17 protein-coding genes are annotated in these 17,191 nt (G+C 35.3%); 8 read left to right on the forward strand and 9 right to left on the reverse strand.

The genetic code is table 11. From position 1 onward, the window contains the following. Positions 1 to 10 precede the first annotated feature (10 nt). Positions 11 to 253 carry a hypothetical protein gene (locus tag L1S35_RS09675; RefSeq protein ID WP_236400038.1) on the reverse strand — a complete coding sequence of 81 codons (243 nt, stop codon included), beginning with the start codon at positions 251 to 253 and terminating at the stop codon, positions 11 to 13. A gap of 77 nt (positions 254 to 330) precedes the next feature. Between L1S35_RS09675 and L1S35_RS09680 the strand changes: the two genes are divergently transcribed. From L1S35_RS09680 to L1S35_RS09710, 7 genes are all read left to right on the forward strand, one after another. Beyond that, the gene (locus tag L1S35_RS09680) at positions 331 to 1,860 is read left to right on the forward strand and encodes a T9SS type A sorting domain-containing protein (RefSeq protein ID WP_236400041.1); all 1,530 of its coding nucleotides are present in this window, start codon (positions 331 to 333) and stop codon (positions 1,858 to 1,860) included. Between the two features lie 111 nt (positions 1,861 to 1,971). After that, entirely contained in the window at positions 1,972 to 3,534 is a 1,563-nt protein-coding gene (locus L1S35_RS09685) for an NAD(P)/FAD-dependent oxidoreductase (RefSeq protein ID WP_236400044.1), read from the forward strand. Positions 3,535 to 3,616: 82 nt separating this feature from the next. Continuing rightward, positions 3,617 to 4,669 carry a hypothetical protein gene (locus tag L1S35_RS09690; protein ID WP_236400047.1) on the forward strand — a complete coding sequence of 351 codons (1,053 nt, stop codon included), beginning with the start codon at positions 3,617 to 3,619 and terminating at the stop codon, positions 4,667 to 4,669. Positions 4,670 to 4,747: 78 nt separating this feature from the next. After that, complete coding sequence (locus L1S35_RS09695; RefSeq protein ID WP_236400050.1) at positions 4,748 to 5,272, forward strand: RNA polymerase sigma factor; 525 nt, start codon at positions 4,748 to 4,750, stop codon at positions 5,270 to 5,272. Positions 5,273 to 5,283: 11 nt separating this feature from the next. Beyond that, the gene (locus L1S35_RS09700; RefSeq protein ID WP_236400074.1) at positions 5,284 to 6,186 is read left to right on the forward strand and encodes a FecR family protein; all 903 of its coding nucleotides are present in this window, start codon (positions 5,284 to 5,286) and stop codon (positions 6,184 to 6,186) included. Continuing rightward, a complete protein-coding gene (locus tag L1S35_RS09705; RefSeq protein WP_236400077.1) occupies positions 6,183 to 8,477 on the forward strand; it encodes a TonB-dependent receptor plug domain-containing protein in 2,295 nt (764 codons plus the stop codon). Before L1S35_RS09700 ends, L1S35_RS09705 begins: the two co-directional genes overlap by 4 nt. Before the next feature lie 93 nt (positions 8,478 to 8,570). After that, positions 8,571 to 10,151: an NADP-dependent glyceraldehyde-3-phosphate dehydrogenase gene (locus L1S35_RS09710; protein WP_236400079.1), complete on the forward strand. Its 1,581-nt coding sequence runs from the start codon at positions 8,571 to 8,573 to the stop codon at positions 10,149 to 10,151. Positions 10,152 to 10,189: 38 nt separating this feature from the next. On the opposite strand, the gene L1S35_RS09715 is transcribed toward L1S35_RS09710, so the two are convergent. The 7 genes from L1S35_RS09715 to rsfS all read right to left on the reverse strand — a co-directional run bounded on the left by L1S35_RS09715 (position 10,190) and on the right by rsfS (position 15,804). Further along, positions 10,190 to 10,969 carry a superoxide dismutase gene (locus L1S35_RS09715; protein WP_370641062.1) on the reverse strand — a complete coding sequence of 260 codons (780 nt, stop codon included), beginning with the start codon at positions 10,967 to 10,969 and terminating at the stop codon, positions 10,190 to 10,192. A gap of 44 nt (positions 10,970 to 11,013) precedes the next feature. Beyond that, positions 11,014 to 11,298 carry an acyl-CoA-binding protein gene (locus tag L1S35_RS09720; RefSeq protein WP_236400082.1) on the reverse strand — a complete coding sequence of 95 codons (285 nt, stop codon included), beginning with the start codon at positions 11,296 to 11,298 and terminating at the stop codon, positions 11,014 to 11,016. Positions 11,299 to 11,304: 6 nt separating this feature from the next. Continuing rightward, a complete protein-coding gene (locus L1S35_RS09725) occupies positions 11,305 to 11,958 on the reverse strand; it encodes a phosphatidylserine decarboxylase family protein (RefSeq protein ID WP_236400085.1) in 654 nt (217 codons plus the stop codon). Next, complete coding sequence (locus L1S35_RS09730) at positions 11,948 to 12,772, reverse strand: phosphatidate cytidylyltransferase (RefSeq protein ID WP_236400087.1); 825 nt, start codon at positions 12,770 to 12,772, stop codon at positions 11,948 to 11,950. Before L1S35_RS09730 ends, L1S35_RS09725 begins: the two co-directional genes overlap by 11 nt. Before the next feature lies 1 nt (position 12,773). Beyond that, on the reverse strand, positions 12,774 to 13,379 hold the full coding sequence (locus L1S35_RS09735; RefSeq protein WP_236400090.1) for a lactate utilization protein B/C: 606 nt from the start codon (positions 13,377 to 13,379) through the stop codon (positions 12,774 to 12,776). 112 nt (positions 13,380 to 13,491) lie between these two features. Beyond that, positions 13,492 to 15,411, reverse strand: coding sequence for an ATP-dependent zinc metalloprotease FtsH (ftsH, locus tag L1S35_RS09740; RefSeq protein ID WP_236400093.1), 1,920 nt, complete (start codon positions 15,409 to 15,411; stop codon positions 13,492 to 13,494). Positions 15,412 to 15,432: 21 nt separating this feature from the next. Next, positions 15,433 to 15,804 (reverse strand): ribosome silencing factor, encoded by a 372-nt coding sequence (rsfS, locus tag L1S35_RS09745; RefSeq protein ID WP_136151866.1) that lies wholly within the window; start codon positions 15,802 to 15,804, stop codon positions 15,433 to 15,435. A gap of 92 nt (positions 15,805 to 15,896) precedes the next feature. Here rsfS and L1S35_RS09750 point away from each other — a divergent pair, with 92 nt between their 5' ends. Further along, entirely contained in the window at positions 15,897 to 16,625 is a 729-nt protein-coding gene (locus L1S35_RS09750) for a biotin--[acetyl-CoA-carboxylase] ligase (RefSeq protein WP_236400096.1), read from the forward strand. Here L1S35_RS09750 and L1S35_RS09755 read toward each other — a convergent pair. Continuing rightward, entirely contained in the window at positions 16,622 to 17,032 is a 411-nt protein-coding gene (locus L1S35_RS09755) for a hypothetical protein (protein ID WP_236400100.1), read from the reverse strand. The two genes, L1S35_RS09750 and L1S35_RS09755, sit on opposite strands and share 4 nt — an antisense overlap. Positions 17,033 to 17,191: the final 159 nt, after the last annotated feature.

The raw sequence follows: 17,191 nt of genomic DNA on the forward strand, positions 1-17,191 counted from the left end.
TGAACACTGATTACTGAACACTATAAATTTCTCCACGATGCGGTTTTAAAGCATCTCTAACTGAAATCATATTTTCATCTGTTACGACCATAAAGGCAATGGCATGCAACTCGTTTTTGATTTCAAAACCAGTAATGTTTATCGGAAATTTTTCAATGGCGATGTATTCTTTTAAATGAATTTCGTGATGCTCCGCAGTTTTGGCTGAGGCTTCTCCACGAAAATCCCAAATTAGTTTTATTTGTCTCGACATCTCGTTAAAATTATAAAAATCAGTAGTTTAATTCGTAAAAAATAATACTTTTGTTTTGTCAAACTAAACAAAAACTTATGAAACAAAAGTACATTCTTTTTATGTTGTTTTCCTTATTTGTTTTTAAAGGAAATGCCCAAAGCAATTACGCTGTAAATTCAATTCCGTTTCAACCTTTTTCTGGAACATTGTCGTCATTAACTACGGCTGATGATATTTATTCACCTGTAATTACTATGCCGTTTAGTTTTGATTTTTATGGAGTTACTTACAATCAAATAATTGTTAGTACTAACGGATATATAGATTTTAGGACAAATTTGGCAGGTCAATATTCACCGTGGACTATTACCTATCAAATTCCATGGACTAATTTTCCAGCTAAAAGTTCAATTTTCGGATGCTATGAAGATTTAAATAATAATGCCGCTTTGGGAGGTCTTGGTACTATAACTTGCGGAAGTTATGGTACAGCACCTTACAGAAAATTTGTAGTTTATTTTTATAATCAACCTCATTTCCAGTGTAATAGTACTATACCTTTAACATCTTTTCAAATGATTTTAAGTGAAACTACTAACATTATAGATGTTCAGATAATCAATAGAACACCTTGCATGGCATGGCGTTCAGGAGAGGGAGTGATTGGTATAATTAATAGCGATGGAACTCAAGGAATTACCCCGCCAGGAAGAAATACCGGAAATTGGTCAGCTTCAAATGAAGCTTGGCGTTTCTATCGTCCTGGTTATTATCCGAGTTATTCTTTTGTGCGTTGTGATGATGATTCAGATTCATTTGTAACTTTTGATTTAACTGTAGCCGCAAATGATTTGTCGCCGGCAAATCCATCGGCAATTACTTTTTTCGAAGATAATGCATTGACAATTCCGGTTGCAAATCCAACAGCCTACATAAATACTTCAAACCCAAGAACTATTTATGCCAGCGGAAACGGAGCTATAAGACCTGTTGTACTTAATGTTATCGATTGTAGTGTTGATACTGATAGCGATAGTGTGCCGTCGGCAACCGAAGATGTAAATAACGACACTAATTTAGCCAACGACGATACGGATTTAGACGGAATACCAAATTATTTAGACAATGATGACGATGGTGATTTGGTGTTAACCAGTGTTGAATATGTTTTTGCCAGAGATCCACGTCAGGTAAATGTTATTTTAGATACTGATTTAGACGGAATCCCAAATTATTTGGATAGTGATGATGATGGAGATGGTTTGTTAACTTGGAGAGAAGACTACAATAACGACGGAAATCCGGCTAACGATGACACTAACAGCAGTGGCACGCCTGATTATCTTGAATCTTCTGTGGCTTTAGGCTTAACTCCTGTTAGTATGGATAATAACAGTATAAAAGTATTTCCAAATCCGGCAACTAATGTGTTGAATATTCAAAATAATAATGATGACACTAATGCTTCTATTGAAATTTATTCTATCAGCGGAGCCAAAGTAAAAGCATTAAAAGCAACACAATCATTGACGACAATCTCGGTTTCTGATTTGCAAAGTGGTGTTTATTTTGTCAAAGTAACAATGAACAACCAGGTTGGTAATTATAAATTCATTAAAAACTAATCCAAACTGCCAGTAGCAGTCCGCCTCTTATTATCAAAGGTTTAGTGAAAGCTAAGCCTTTTTTATTTGTACTAACTTTCATTTGATTATTTTTGCGATAGAAATCAAACCATGCCACAAGAATTACAGATCCAAGTTTCCCCCGAAATTGCAGCTAAAGAAAGTTTGCTCTATGAACATGTGGCGCAATTAGTTCAGGTTTCTGCTAAATTGGTTCAAAAAGTTGTAATTCTGAAGCGTTCTATAGACGCACGTCAAAAATCGATTAAAGTCAATCTTAAAGTTTCGGTTTATTTAATAGATGAAAAATATACGGAACAAAAAATAGCGCTTCCCAATTATGAAAATGTTTCCAATAAACAGGAAGTAATTATAGTTGGTGCCGGTCCGGCCGGATTATTTGCAGCCTTACAATTAATCGAATTAGGTTTAAAACCAATAGTTATAGAACGCGGAAAAGATGTTCGTGGTCGTCGTCGCGATTTGAAAGCCATCAACGTTGACCATATTGTCAATGAAGATTCAAATTATTGTTTTGGCGAAGGCGGAGCCGGAACCTATTCTGATGGAAAATTATATACACGTTCCAAAAAGCGTGGTGATGTTGACAGAATTTTAAAGTTGTTAGTTGGTTTTGGTGCTACATCCGATATTTTAGTCGAAGCGCATCCTCATATTGGAACCAATAAATTACCACAAATCATTCAGGACATTCGTGAGAAAATTATCGAGTGTGGCGGAAAAGTTCTATTTGAAACCCGAGTGACTGATTTTGTTATAAAGAACAATGAAATGCAAGGTGTCGTTACGCAAAATGGCGATACGATTTCAGCGAATAAACTAATTTTAGCCACAGGACATTCGGCTCGTGATATTTTTGAATTACTAGACAGAAAAAAGATTTTTATCGAAGCCAAACCTTTTGCACTAGGCGTTCGTGCCGAACATCCACAGGAATTGATTGACAGCATTCAATACAGCTGTGATTTTCGTGGCGACTATTTACCACCTGCACCATATTCAATCGTGAAGCAGGTTAATGGTCGCGGCATGTATTCGTTTTGTATGTGTCCGGGTGGCGTGATTGCACCTTGTGCTACAAGTCCGGGCGAAGTCGTAACCAATGGTTGGTCTCCTTCAAAACGAGATCAGGCAACAGCCAATTCCGGAATTGTGGTCGAATTAAAACTGGAAGATTTTAAACCTTTCGCCAAATTCGGAGCATTGGCCGGAGTGGAATTCCAGAAAAGCATCGAGCAAAAAGCCTGGCATTTGGCTGGACAAACGCAAAGAGTTCCGGCACAGAGAATGGTTGATTTTGTACAAAATAAAGTATCGGCATCAATACCAAAAACATCTTATGTACCCGGAACGACTTCGGTTGAAATGGGAGAGGTTTTCCCGGGATTCTTGACCCAAATTATGCGGGAAGGTTTTATCGAATTTGGAAAAGCAATTCGTGGCTATATGACCAATGATGCGATTCTCCATGCACCGGAAAGCAGAACGTCTTCACCGGTTAGAATTCCGCGTGACAACGAAACCTTGGAACATCCACAAATCAAAGGTTTGTATCCTTGTGGAGAAGGCGCCGGATTTGCAGGTGGAATTATTTCCGCAGCTATTGATGGCGAAAAATGCGCCTTGAAAATAGCCGAAAGTATCTCAAAATAAAGTAAATTTCATTTTTATTTTTAAAAAGTAGGGTGATGGCATTTTGTGTTGTCTAACCTTTAAACACTAAATTATAAATAAGATGAAAAAAATTAAAATTTTACTTTTAGTACTGACTATTGCAATGGTTGGTTTGTATTCTTGTACCGATAATGATCCGGTTGAAAATGAAATTGTAACTGCCAAAAGTATTTCGTTGAGAACCACATTAAACGAAATCAGAAAAGCCAATAACATCAGCGGAAAAAATGATTTAACCACACAGGATACAGCATTTTGCTTCGGATTTGTTTATCCAATTAACCTTTCCTATAGTGATGGAACAGTAATTACCGTTTCTTCGTACGAAGGTTTAATTGAGGTTTTAACCAATGAGACTTCAGCATTATATATTGACGGAATCGAGTTTCCGTTCCAAGTGCAACAGGAAGGAGCGATTATAACTATAAATAACGAAGACGAATTTTTTGCCCTAATTGATGATTGTACTTTCCATACTTTAAATGATTTTGTCTTTGATTTTACCTGCTATTCTATTGTTTTCCCTATTTCGGTTGTGAATGATAATGGAGAAACTACTGTAGTAAATAGTCAAACGGAATTAGTAGATTTAGTTTTGCCAACACCAACAGGAAACTCTTATCAATTAGACATTGTATTTCCAATCTCTGTTGTTCAAAACGACCTAACCATTGTGATTAATAATTTATATGAATTCTTTGATTTGAATAACGATTGTTCAAGCAGTTCATGTGTTTGTACTGCGGACTATAATCCGGTTTGTGTACAAACCTCTGCAGGAATAGTAGAATACTCAAATATGTGTCATGCAGAATGTGATGGTTTTACAGCTGCCGATTTAGTATCATGTGATCCTGTGACAACTATCAATTTCGGAACTGGTTTAGGTTCGTGTTTTAATGTAGCTTATCCTGTGCAAGTGCAGTATATGGGAGCTTTAGTAACAGTTAATTCTAATGATGAATTACGTCAATATTATTTTCCGGCAACATCGAGCATTCCTGCCCTTGTTTATCCTGTAACGGTAACTTTTAATAGTGCAACAGGTCCGGTAACAGTAGTTATGACCGGTAGTGCTCAGTTTGAAACGGCTATCGCTAATAATTGTAATTAATTGATTTTAAATAAAAATTGGGAAAAATCAATGTTACGACACAACCTTAGTAATAAGGTTGTGTTTGTAATTTAAGCTATGAAAGAAGAAAACCAAAATGTTAAGCTCTGTTCCGAAGCGGTTTTTCGCTCGGTTTTTGACACTAATTTTAAAGTGTTGCGTAACTTTTTGGTATATAAATTCAGAGGCGATATAGAAAGTGCCGAAGATGTAGCTCAAAATGCTTTTGTCAAACTTTGGGAAAATTGCGGAATTCTAAAACCTGAGCAAGCCAAAAGCTTTTTATACACCACAGCCATCAGGCTTTCGCTGAATAAAATAAAGCACAATAAGGTAGTGAACAATTTTGAGTTGCAATTTAGTCCCAAATCATCGCACAAGGAATCACCTGAGTTTTTGATGGAAGAAACCGAATTAAAAATGCAACTGGAAAAAGCGATAAACGATTTGCCCGAAAAACAAAGAACCGTATTTTTAATGAACCGTTTTGACAATCAGTCTTATACTGAAATTGCAGCATCATTGGATTTATCGGTAAAAGCTGTTGAAAAACGCATGCATCAAGCATTATTGTCCTTGAGAAAAGTAGTAAAAAACGTTTGAAAAATTATACGATGGAAGAGATGAACGAAACGTATTTATCCGATTGGTTAGCCAATAAAATAACAGACGAACAATTAAAAGAATTGGTTTCGGCAGAAGATTTTGAGGCATTTCAAAAGATAAAAAACACGCTAACCAATTTTGAAATCAGCAATCCTGATTTGGAACAAAACTTTAGCGCAGTCAAACAAAAGCTGGCTGATAAAAGTCAAGCTAAAACAAAAGTAATTACGCTTTGGCGATATGCTTCGATTGCGGCTTGTTTGCTGGTAATGTTTGGTTTGTATCATTTTTTTATAGCGGAAAATACCATAACAACTGCTTTTGGTCAAACACAAATAATCACCTTAGCCGACCATTCCAAAGTATCTTTAAATGCCAAATCAACACTGGTTTACGGCAACAATTACAGCTACAAACGAGCCTTGTGTCTCGATGGTGAAGCTTTTTTTGAAGTCGAAAAAGGAAGTTCGTTTACAGTAAAAACTTCACTTGGTGATATTCGCGTTTTGGGAACCAAATTCAATGTCATAGCATTCAAAGATTTCTTTGAAGTAAAATGTTATGAAGGCAAAGTGGAAGTAACACAAAAAGGGAAATCAATCATTTTAGCACACGGAGAAAGCGTTCGCTATTACAATCATACGGTTGAAAATTGGGCAGATGATACAACCGAAAAACCTACCTGGATTTCGGGAGAAACGTCTTTTAAAAATGTACCGATGCGCTATGTAATTGACCAGTTTAAAAACCAATACAATGTTGAAATCGACTATCCGAAAACTATTGAAAACATAAAATTCACAGGAACTTTTACTCATAAAGAATCAACTGTAGCGCTACAAACCATTTGCCTTCCGCTGCATTTAAAATTTGGCAAAGACCAAACCGGAAAAATTATCATTTCTAAATGAAGAAACTAATGTTGTTAGCCTTCTTTTTGTGCTGGTTACAATTTTCCTGGTCACAAAAAAAGAAGTCGTTTTTTTATGCTGATGCAAAACTCACCAAAGTGCTTTCTGATGTCGAGGAAGCATTTGATGTTAAATATTCCTATGTCGATTCTTTGGTAATCCCACAGCGATTTTCATTGCCAAAAAAGTTATATGCCTTAGATGAAATTAATAATGAAATTGAAAAGCAATCGACTTTAAAAATCATCAGGATTAACGAGCGTTTTTATTCTCTTAATAAGACTGAAACCAATGAAACTGACTCAAGCATAACACTTCTCAAAGAAGTTATAGTAGAAGAATTTTTGGCAAAAGGCATTCAAAAAACCAATCAACATTATAGCATCTTTCCACAAAAAGTGCAAACGCTTCCCGGAATAACGGATGCTGATATTCTGCAATCACTGCAACAGTTGCCCGGAGTTAAAAGTCCGAATGAAACGGCAACAGGTTTATACATTCGCGGTGGCACTTCTGACCAGAATTTGATACTGATGGATGGCATTCGGTTGTATCATCCCGGACATTTGTTTGGCATGATTTCGAGTATTAATCCAAATGTCGAGCAAACCGTGGATTATTACAATAAAGCTGTGAATCCAAGGTTTGGCGAAAGAGTTTCGGGTATTATCGATATCAAATCCACAGACAAAATCTCAGATAAGTTAAAAATCAATGCTGGAATCAACGCTCTGAATGCAGATGTTTATTTGAAATCACCATTGATTAAAGATAAATTAGGCTTGCAATTTTCTGCCAGAAAATCGTATACCGAATGGCTTCAATCGCCAACGTTTAATCAATTGGAACGCAAGGTTTTTCAGAATACTGACTTCAAAGGATTTGATAATGACAACCAATTTCAGTTTTATGATTATTCAGCCAAATTAAATTTTAAACCCAATCCAAAAACTGAAATTTCACTCTCGGGTTTGGTTATTAAAAATAATTTAGATTATAAAAGTACTATTAAGACAGACAGTATCAGTAACCAAAGAATGAACATAGAAAATTATGGATTCAGCCTGAATTGGACACAAAAATATACTCCGAAATTTAAGCAGCAAACTTTGATTTACTATTCGCTTTACAGTTTTGATTATCTGAAGAAAAAGGATTATGACATCAATAAATTTGAAGCGTTCAAGAAATTAAATAGAGTAGTAGATTCGGGTGCAGAGCTGCGTTTTGGTTACCAAATGAATGAACAATCAAATTTAGACTTTGGTTACCAGGTTTTCGGAAATGATATTTCGCATTTGTTCAATAGTTATAATCAGGATGTTGGAATTGATTTAGGTTTGCGACATCTTTACAATGTTACTCATGCCGGATATGTTCATTACCAAAGTGATTTTGGCAGTTGGAATATTCAGCCTGGTTTGCGCTATAACTTTTATAGCCAAATAAAAGCCTCAAGTTTTGAACCGCGTTTGATGCTTCAAAAGAAGCTATCTAAATCGTTAATCTGGCAGGTTTCTTGTGAGCGAAGAAGCCAGATTTTGAGTCAGGTTCGCGAAAATGCAGCCAACGATTTGAGTCTGGAAAATTACGTTTGGATATTATCAGATAATGGTGAATATCCAATTCAGAAAGCGAATCAGTTTGCATCCGGAATCATTTTCAAAAAGAACAATTGGCTTTTAGATGTTGATGCTTATTATAAAAATATTACTGGAATCACTTCATATACTTTGGGGTTTTTGGGACAAAATGACAATGACATTCATCACGGAAAAGGCTTTACCAAAGGCGTAGATGTTTTGCTTCAAAAAAGTCACAATTCATGGAGAGCTTGGATGACTTACACTTATCAGGATTCACAGAATAAGTTTGAGGCTTTGAATGATGGAAATTATTTCAGTTCTAATGCCGATATCAAACACAATTTTACGATAGCCTTGAATAAAAAATGGAAGAACTTTTTGTTTACAACAGGATGGTTTTGGCACAGCGGAAAACCGTTTAGCACCGTTAATAATTCGGGAGAAATAACCTCATACAATTCAGAAAGATTGCCTGATTATCATCGTTTAGACATTTCTGCCAGTTATCAATTTCAAAATCAAAAGAAGAATTTTTTTAAAGTTGGTGTTTCGGTTTACAATGTTTACAACCACAGCGATCTTATCAGTAAAGAATTTGAGCGAAAGTATGCCAGTCTTTCTGATTTTATTACGCCACGCTATACAATGCAGAATTATTATACTTTAGGTATCATGCCAAATGTTTTTTTTAGAGTGAATTTCTAAAAGTTATTAGTTATAACGTTTTAGTTAATTTCTTTCCGCTAATTGATGTTGATGGTCTTAACCAAAATAGTAATTTTATAAAAAATCATTTTTATGAATACTATTCCAACCGAATTTCAGATTACGAATTTATTACATCAGGATACTTATTTAGTTGATGGTCAACTAAAAAAATGGACTGGCGAAACCTCAGAAGTATATTCTACTATTTCTTCTACTGAAAATTATGCACCGACATTACTAGGTACTATTCCAACCATGGGAGAAGAAGCCGCTGATGAAGTAGTACAATCTGCTGTTGCTGCTTATAACAACGGACAAGGATTGTGGCCTACGATGAAAGTTAGTGACCGAATCAAATGCATGGAAAATTTTGTCACGCAGATGAAAGCCACCAGAAGCGAAGTAGTCAAATATTTGATGTGGGAAATCGGAAAATCATTAGGCGATTCGGAGAAAGAATTTGACCGAACAGTCGAATACATTTATGATACGATTGAAGATTATAAACAGTTAGACAGAAACAATGCGCGATTTACCAAAAGTCAAGTTGTAAATGCTATGGTTCGCCGTGGACCTTTAGGAGTTGTATTATGTCTTGGACCTTATAATTATCCGTTGAATGAAACTTTTTCCTTGCTGATTCCTGCAATCATCATGGGAAACACGGTGATTTTCAAACCGGCAAAGCATGGAGTATTGTTGATTTCACCATTGCTCGAAGCGTTTAGAAGCAGTTTCCCAAAAGGGGTTATCAATATTGTTTACGGAAGAGGAAGAGAAGTGGCTTCGCCAATTATGAAATCGGGGAAAGTGGATATTCTGGCATTAATTGGAAACAGTAAATCGGCAATTGCTTTGCAGGATTTGCATCCAAATAAAAACCGTCTGCGATTGATTTTAGGATTGGAAGCCAAAAATCCGGCGATTATTTTGCCTGATGCGGATTTGGATTTGACCATTCAGGAATGCATTATGGGAACCTTGTCTTTTAATGGGCAACGTTGTACAGCCTTGAAAATTCTTTACGTACACGAATCAATTGCGGCTGAATTCAACCGAAGATTTACTGAAAAAGTTGATGCACTTCCGTTTGGAAATCCGTGGGAGAAAGGTGTTTCATTGACACCATTACCCGAAAAAGATAAACCTGATTATATTCAGGAATTAATTGATGATGCTGCAAGTAAAGGCGCTAAAGTCATTAATGCAAAAGGCGGAGAGCGTTCGGATAATTATATTTTTCCGGCTGTTTTGTTTCCGATAAATAAAGAAATGCGTGTGTATCATGAAGAGCAATTTGGGCCTGTGATTCCAATATTAACTTTCAAAGATATTCAGGAACCATTGAACGATATGGCGGAATCAAATTATGGACAACAGGTGAGTTTGTTTGGAAAAGACATTAAAACCATAGCGCCGCTTATTGACACTTTAGTGAATTTGGTTTGTCGGGTGAATTTAAACAGCTCTTGTCAACGTGGACCGGATGTGTATCCGTTTACGGGAAGAAAAGATTCGGCAGTTGGAACCTTGAGTATTCATGATGCCTTGCGTTCGTTCTCTATTCGGACGTTTGTAGCTTCCAAAGACAATGCGTATAACAATGCTATTTTACAGGAATTGCTCAATAGTAAAGAATCGAATTTTATCAATACAGATTATATTTTATAACAAAAAGTCCCGATTCATCGGGACTTTTTTTATAGCGTTTATTTTTTTGCAACTGCTTCTTCATAACGTTCGGAAACTTTTTTCCAATTGATAATTTTAAAGAAGTTATCAATGTATCTTTTTCGTTTGTATTGATAATCTAAATAATAAGCGTGTTCCCAAACATCCAGATTTAAAAGTGGTGTACCCGAAACGATTTGTTTTGGCATCAAAGGATTATCCTGATTTGGTGTGCTTGTCACTTGCAATTTACCTGTTTTATCTACAACCAACCAAGCCCAGCCTGAACCAAATTGCTTGTCAGCAGCTTCAGAAAATTGTGTTTTAAATACTTCAAATGAACCAAAATCTCTCGTGATTAATGTTGCCAAAGTATCTTTAGGCTGTCCTCCCGATTTAGGCGACATACCTTCCCAAAACAAACTGTGATTATAAAAACCACCGGCATTGTTTTTTAAATCGGCATTGCTGCCATCACATTTTTTTAAGATGTCTTCAATAGTTAAATCGATTAATGTTGGATCTTCAGCAACTAATTTATTTAAGTTATTTGTATAAGTCAGATAATGTTTAGAATAATGCACTTCCATTGTTAGGATATCAATGCTTGGTTCAAGTTCATTGTATTGATAAGGCAATTTGGTAAGAGAGAATTGTCCATCAATAGCGCTTACATCATCAGGTTGTCCAATAGTGATTTTTTCTTCGGCTGATGGTAATGGAACTTCAACAACCTCGGTAAGTTTTTTTCTTTTACAAGATGGAAGCAATAGTATAAAAGAGAAACACAATACTATTGTAAAAACATTTTTACTCACTATTGAAAAATTTGTTTTTAATAGGGGTTCGTGAACCTGCGGTTTCATATTGTTTTATTTTTATCATTGGCAATCGCATGAATTGCTTCTATATAATGTTCCTTGGCTTCGTCAATAGACAAATGGCTAATCTGCATCCAGGCATTGGTTTTAAAGGCATTTCTTAAATCAAAATCACCCGAAAAGTTGAAATTTATAGTGCCAAAAGTAGCTTGTTTATAATAGGCATACAATCGCAACTGAACATCTTGAGGAAGTTCAGATTGCGACATTTTGGAAGCAATTTCTACGGCTTCCTGAAATCGAATATCTAATTCTTTTTCATCCATTTACAACTAGGCTTTTGATGTAATGACAGTTTGGTTACCAACAGCATTTTGCTGAAGATTTACTTCTATTTTAGTTCCCAATGGGAAAAACATATCGACTCTTGAACCAAATTTGATAAAACCGGCATCATCACCTTGGCGGACCTGCATTCCTTCTTCGGCGTAATTTACAATTCTACGTGCCAAAGCACCGGCAATTTGACGGTAAAGAATTTCACCAAAAACCCTGTTTTCAATAACAACGGTTGTTCTTTCGTTTTCGGTACTCGCTTTTGGATGCCAGGCAACCAAATATTTCCCGGGATGGTATTTGCTGTATTTTATTTTTCCACCAATGGCATAACGCGTAACATGCACATTGATTGGCGACATAAAAATAGAAACCTGCAAGCGTTTGTCTTTAAAATATTCTTCTTCAAAAACTTCTTCGATAACAACTACTTTTCCATCAACAGGAGCAAGTACTACTTTATCGGAAGCTTCAATTCTTCTGTTTGGATTTCTGAAAAATTGTAAAATCATTATCAAAAAGAACAAAGCTGCAATCTGAATGGTTTTTTCTAACCAAAAAATTGAAATCAACTTAGGTGTAAATAGCGTAATGATTACAGTTAGAGTAGTTGCTATTAAAATAATTTTTCCGCCTTCTTTATGAAACATAATATAAGATTTGATAAAACAAATAAACAAATGGTGCTACAAATATAATACTATCCAGGCGATCTAGAATACCACCATGACCAGGCATTATATTTCCGCTGTCTTTTACACCAGCAATTCTTTTGAATTTTGATTCGATTAAGTCACCTAAAGTACTGAAAATGCTAATAATTACGGCGCTTATTGTCCAAATAATTATGGAAGTGTTAGCGTAATTTGGCTTTGGTTGAAAATAAAATTTTGAGATTAAAATCCCCGCAATTACTGAAAATACAATCCCTCCAATAAATCCTTCGATGGTTTTTTTAGGTGATATTCTTTCGATTAGTTTGTGTTTTCCGATTGATTTTCCAACGATGTAAGCAAAAGTATCATTTGTCCAAATCAGAATAAAAATACTGATAATTATTTTTGGACGGAAGGTATTGTATGAAAAAGGAATCTTTGAAATTATGATAAATGGAAGAATTACATAACCAATGGTATACACATATTTCGAAGCGTTGTCGAATCTTTCTTTTTTTGAATCAAAAAGCAGTAACAAGCATTTTACCGAAACAAACAAAGTTGCGATTAACAGTAAAAGATCGTTTGTTTGATTGGTTCTATATTGGGTTGCTAAACAATAAGCTGCAGTTCCTAAAATAATTGGTGCTATTTTGTTTAAATGAATTAATTGGCAAAATTCATAAACAGCAATTATCATAAATACTCCGAATAGCAGATAAAAACTATTAACAGAATAGGAAGTAGCGATTATAAGCAGCGCAACATAAACTACACCAGATAATAATCTCTTTAGCGTTTCGTTCATTTTATAAATCTTCTAGAAGCAGTAGATACAAGTTCTTAGCAGTGCTTCCATATTGAAGAAAGTCTTCATCTTTAGCTTTCTCAAAATACTTTATAGTAGTAATATTGGTTGGATAGTCTTTCTCGTATTTCTTTTTAATCACACGAAGACCGTCGCTTTTAGCTTCTAAGATTTGACTGGTTGTAGCTAAAATGATGATGTTGTTAGGCAAATCATTTGGTTTGTTTTGCTTGATTTGATTGGATGAAAAAAGGACAGAACCTTCATCGGCAATCAAATTTTCACAACTGGCAAATAAAAACTTTGGATTGGTTGGTTTGTCATAGCTCAACTTGTTTTCATCCAACATGCTGTAAAGCTTTGGCTCGTAGCATAAAGCTTCGCATTCAAACCAATCGTTTTCTTCTAAAATATTCAGAAACTGATCTTTTACTTCGTTTAAGTTTTCACAATATAAAAACTTACCGCCATTTTTTTTGAAATTATAAGTAAACTTTTCATCTACAGGAAGTAACGAAAAGCTGGAAGGAGCATTATTGAATTCGCTTTGACTTTCTTCGTCAGAGGCATCATTACCGGTGCCAAAAATTTTTCTGAAAAGACTCATGCTTGTTTTGGTATAATCTAGTTTGAAAATTGAAATCCTCCAAAGATAAAAAAATCTTAATTCAAAACTTACTTTTGAATTAAGATTTTAAAAAAATGTTAAAAAAGATTAGTTAGACTAATTCAGTTTCTTCGGGCGGAAGGTTAAAAGGTCTTGATCCGAAAATAGCTTCCAAATCATCTTTAAAAATAACTTCTTTTTCAATTAAGATTGCAGCAAGCTGCTCCAGTTTTTCTTTGTTATCTTCTAGGATTTTTATAGCTCTTTGGTACTCATTTTCAATAAGTTTTGAAATTTCTTTATCAATTACTAAGGCTGTTTCTTCTGAATAAGGTTTTGAGAAACTGTATTCACTTTGTCCCGTTGAATCGTAATAAGTGATGTTACCTAATTCATCATTCAAACCATAAATGGTAACCATAGCTCGTGCTTGTCGGGTTACTTTTTCCAAATCGCTCAAAGCACCCGTTGAAATTTTTCCAAAGACGACTTTTTCCGCTGCTCTTCCTCCCATAGTGGCACACATTTCATCTAGCATTTGCTCCGTACGAACAATTAATCTTTCTTCAGGTAAATACCAGGCAGCACCTAAACTTTGTCCTCTCGGAACAATCGTAACTTTTATTAAAGGAGCGGCGTGTTCGAGCATCCAGCTTACGGTTGCGTGACCAGCTTCATGAACGGCGATTGCGTGTTTCTCTTCAGTGGTTACGATTTTATTTTTCTTTTCTAATCCACCAACAATTCGGTCAACGGCATCTAAAAAGTCTTGTTTGTCCACCGCAGTTTTATTATTTCTTGCTGCAATTAAAGCTGCTTCGTTACATACGTTGGCAATATCTGCACCTGAAAAACCTGGTGTTTGTTTAGCAAGAAATTCAGTATCTAAACCTTCTACTTTTTTAAGTGGCGCTAAATGCACTTCAAAGATTTCTTTTCTTTCTCTGATATCCGGTAAATCAACATAAATCTGTCTGTCAAAACGCCCGGCACGCATCAACGCTTTGTCTAATACATCAGCTCTGTTGGTTGCCGCAATTACAATTACGTGTGTATTGGTACCAAAACCATCCATTTCGGTTAGTAATTGGTTCAAGGTATTTTCACGTTCGTCATTGCCACCTGACATATTGTTTTTTCCTCTTGCTCTACCAACGGCATCAATCTCATCAATAAAGATTATAGATGGCGCTTTGTCTTTGGCTTGTTTGAATAAATCTCTAACACGGGAAGCACCAACACCGACAAACATTTCAACAAAATCGGAACCCGATAATGAGAAGAAAGGAACTTTAGCTTCACCGGCTACGGCTTTCGCTAATAATGTTTTCCCGGTTCCCGGAGGACCGACTAAAAGTGCTCCCTTTGGAATTTTTCCACCCAAAATGGTATATTTTTCTGGCGTCTTAAGAAATTCTACAATTTCCTGTATTTCTTCTTTGGCTCCTTCTAATCCGGCAACATCTTTAAAAGTGGTTTTAACTTCTGTTTTTTCGTCAAAAAGTTTGGCTCTCGATTTTCCGATGTTGAAGATTTGACCTCCGCCACCTCCGGCACCGCCAGACATTCTGCGCATAATCAATAACCAAAGTCCGATTATGATAACAAAGGGTAATAAGGTCATTAAAAGTTCACCCCAATTGCTTTTGGCTTTGAAATCGTAATCTTTTATTTTTCCTTCCTGAGCTGCTTTTTCAATTTTATTTTGGAAACTTTCATCATTTCCTATATCGAAAGAGTAGTGTGGGCCTTTATTTACACCGCCCATCATGTCTTTTGCTACTTTAGCATTTGCCTTATCTTTCAAAGCTTCTTTGGTCAGGTAGGCTTCACCTTCTGTTTTGTTGTAGATGATTACTTTTTCAATTTGCCCTTTATTTAGATACTCATTGAATTTTGCTGAAGATATTTTGGTAGTGTCCTGGAAACCGGAACCTCCGAAGTAATTAAGCGCAATGAATCCGATAATTACTACTACATATATTAACCACGGACTTATTTTAAAATTATTAGGTTTTTTTTCGTTAGCCATTTTTTATCTATGAACTATTTTTTAATATTTATTTTGAATGGTAGTTATTTTGGCATCACCCCATAGCCCTTCAATATTGTAGAACTCGCGAATTTGTTTTTGGAAAACATGCACTACAATGTTTACATAATCCATTAAAACCCATTCGGCATTATCAGTGCCTTCAACGTGCCAAGGTTTATCTTTTAATTCTTTAGAAACTAATTTTTGGATGGAGTTAACAATCGCGTTAACTTGTGTATTTGAACTACCATTACAGATTATAAAGTAATCACAAACTGCTGTATCAATGGCTCTCAAATCGAGGATGTCAATATCATTTCCTTTAACTTCTTCTATGCCTTTTATGATGTTCGCCAAAAGAACATCTGAGTTAACCGTTTTCTTCGTCATTTATATTTATATATGTTTTGCAAATGTATTACTTTTTGTCTTTATTTTTGCTTAACAAAAGTTTAAAATTCATTAATATTTACCATGTTACCATGCCTCTAATCAAACTCGATGCCATAGATTCGACAAATGACTTTCTAAAGCAATTGGTTAAAGAATCAGCAGTCGAAAATTTTACGATTGTCATAGCCAAGGAACAAACAAAAGGTAAAGGGCAAATGGGTGCAAAATGGATTTCGGAACCTGGTAAAAACCTAACAATGAGCGTTTTGGTTAAAGACGTTCAGTTGACCAATCAGAGTGTTTTTGATTTTAATATTGCAGTAGCACTTTCAATAGTGGATGCTTTAAAAAAAATGGAGTTTCCTAACATTTCGATAAAATGGCCCAACGACATTATGTCAGATTCGAAGAAAGTGTCAGGGGTTTTAATTGAAAACATTTTTAAGCATGACGGTAATTTTAATTCTGTCGTCGGAATCGGATTGAACGTAAACCAAACTAATTTTAAAGATTTACCTCAGGCAACTTCACTAAAGTGTATCACCGGGAAAGATTACGACTTGGAAGAAATCGCGTTACTTTTGTCTGATTCTTTGCAGGGTTTTATGCAGGTATTAGCAAAACACCGCGAAATACTTTGGGATTTTTACCATCAAAATCTGTATAAACTAAATTATCCGTCGCCTTTTGAAGATAAAAACGGAAATCGCTTTATGGGCATCATCAAAAAAGTTACCCGTGATGGAAAACTTGAGGTTTTACTCGATAATGACACAGTAACTCACTATGATGTCAAAGAGATAAAAATGCTCTTTTAGTGTTTTAGTGTCACGGCAAATCCATCGGCTATGGATTGGTCAATTATCAAGCTGTCATTTACTACAGAATAGCATCCATATTCAGAGCCGTCTATATAGATACTTTCAGCACAAGGCATTTCGGGATTATTGACGAAGTGATAATTATAAACTCCGGTTTCTAATACATCCCACAAATTTGGATCAGTGTTATTGTTGGTTACTGTAACAGTTTGTGTAATCGGATTAAAATCCCAAGTAATCATTCCTTCGGGGAAGTCGTTGTTTATTCCGGCAAATGTACCGCTAACGTTAACTAATTTCCATTGTCCGGTAACGGAATCAGATGTTGGAGTACTTGAATCTTTACTACATCCAACAAATAAAAGCATTATTAAAATTCCTAAAATTAAGTGTTGCTTTTTCATAGTTTTGTTTTTTCAAGTCAGATACTTTGTTACAAAATTGGTTGCGCAAGACAATAAAAAAATGTAAATCAAGATAACACTAAATTGAAAATAATTCTTTTTCTTTGGAGCTAAATTAATTACTTTTGTGGCACATTTAGCTGAATCAGTTCAGCATCT

The organism is Flavobacterium anseongense (genome assembly GCF_021608185.1).
Taxonomy (GTDB): domain Bacteria; phylum Bacteroidota; class Bacteroidia; order Flavobacteriales; family Flavobacteriaceae; genus Flavobacterium; species Flavobacterium anseongense.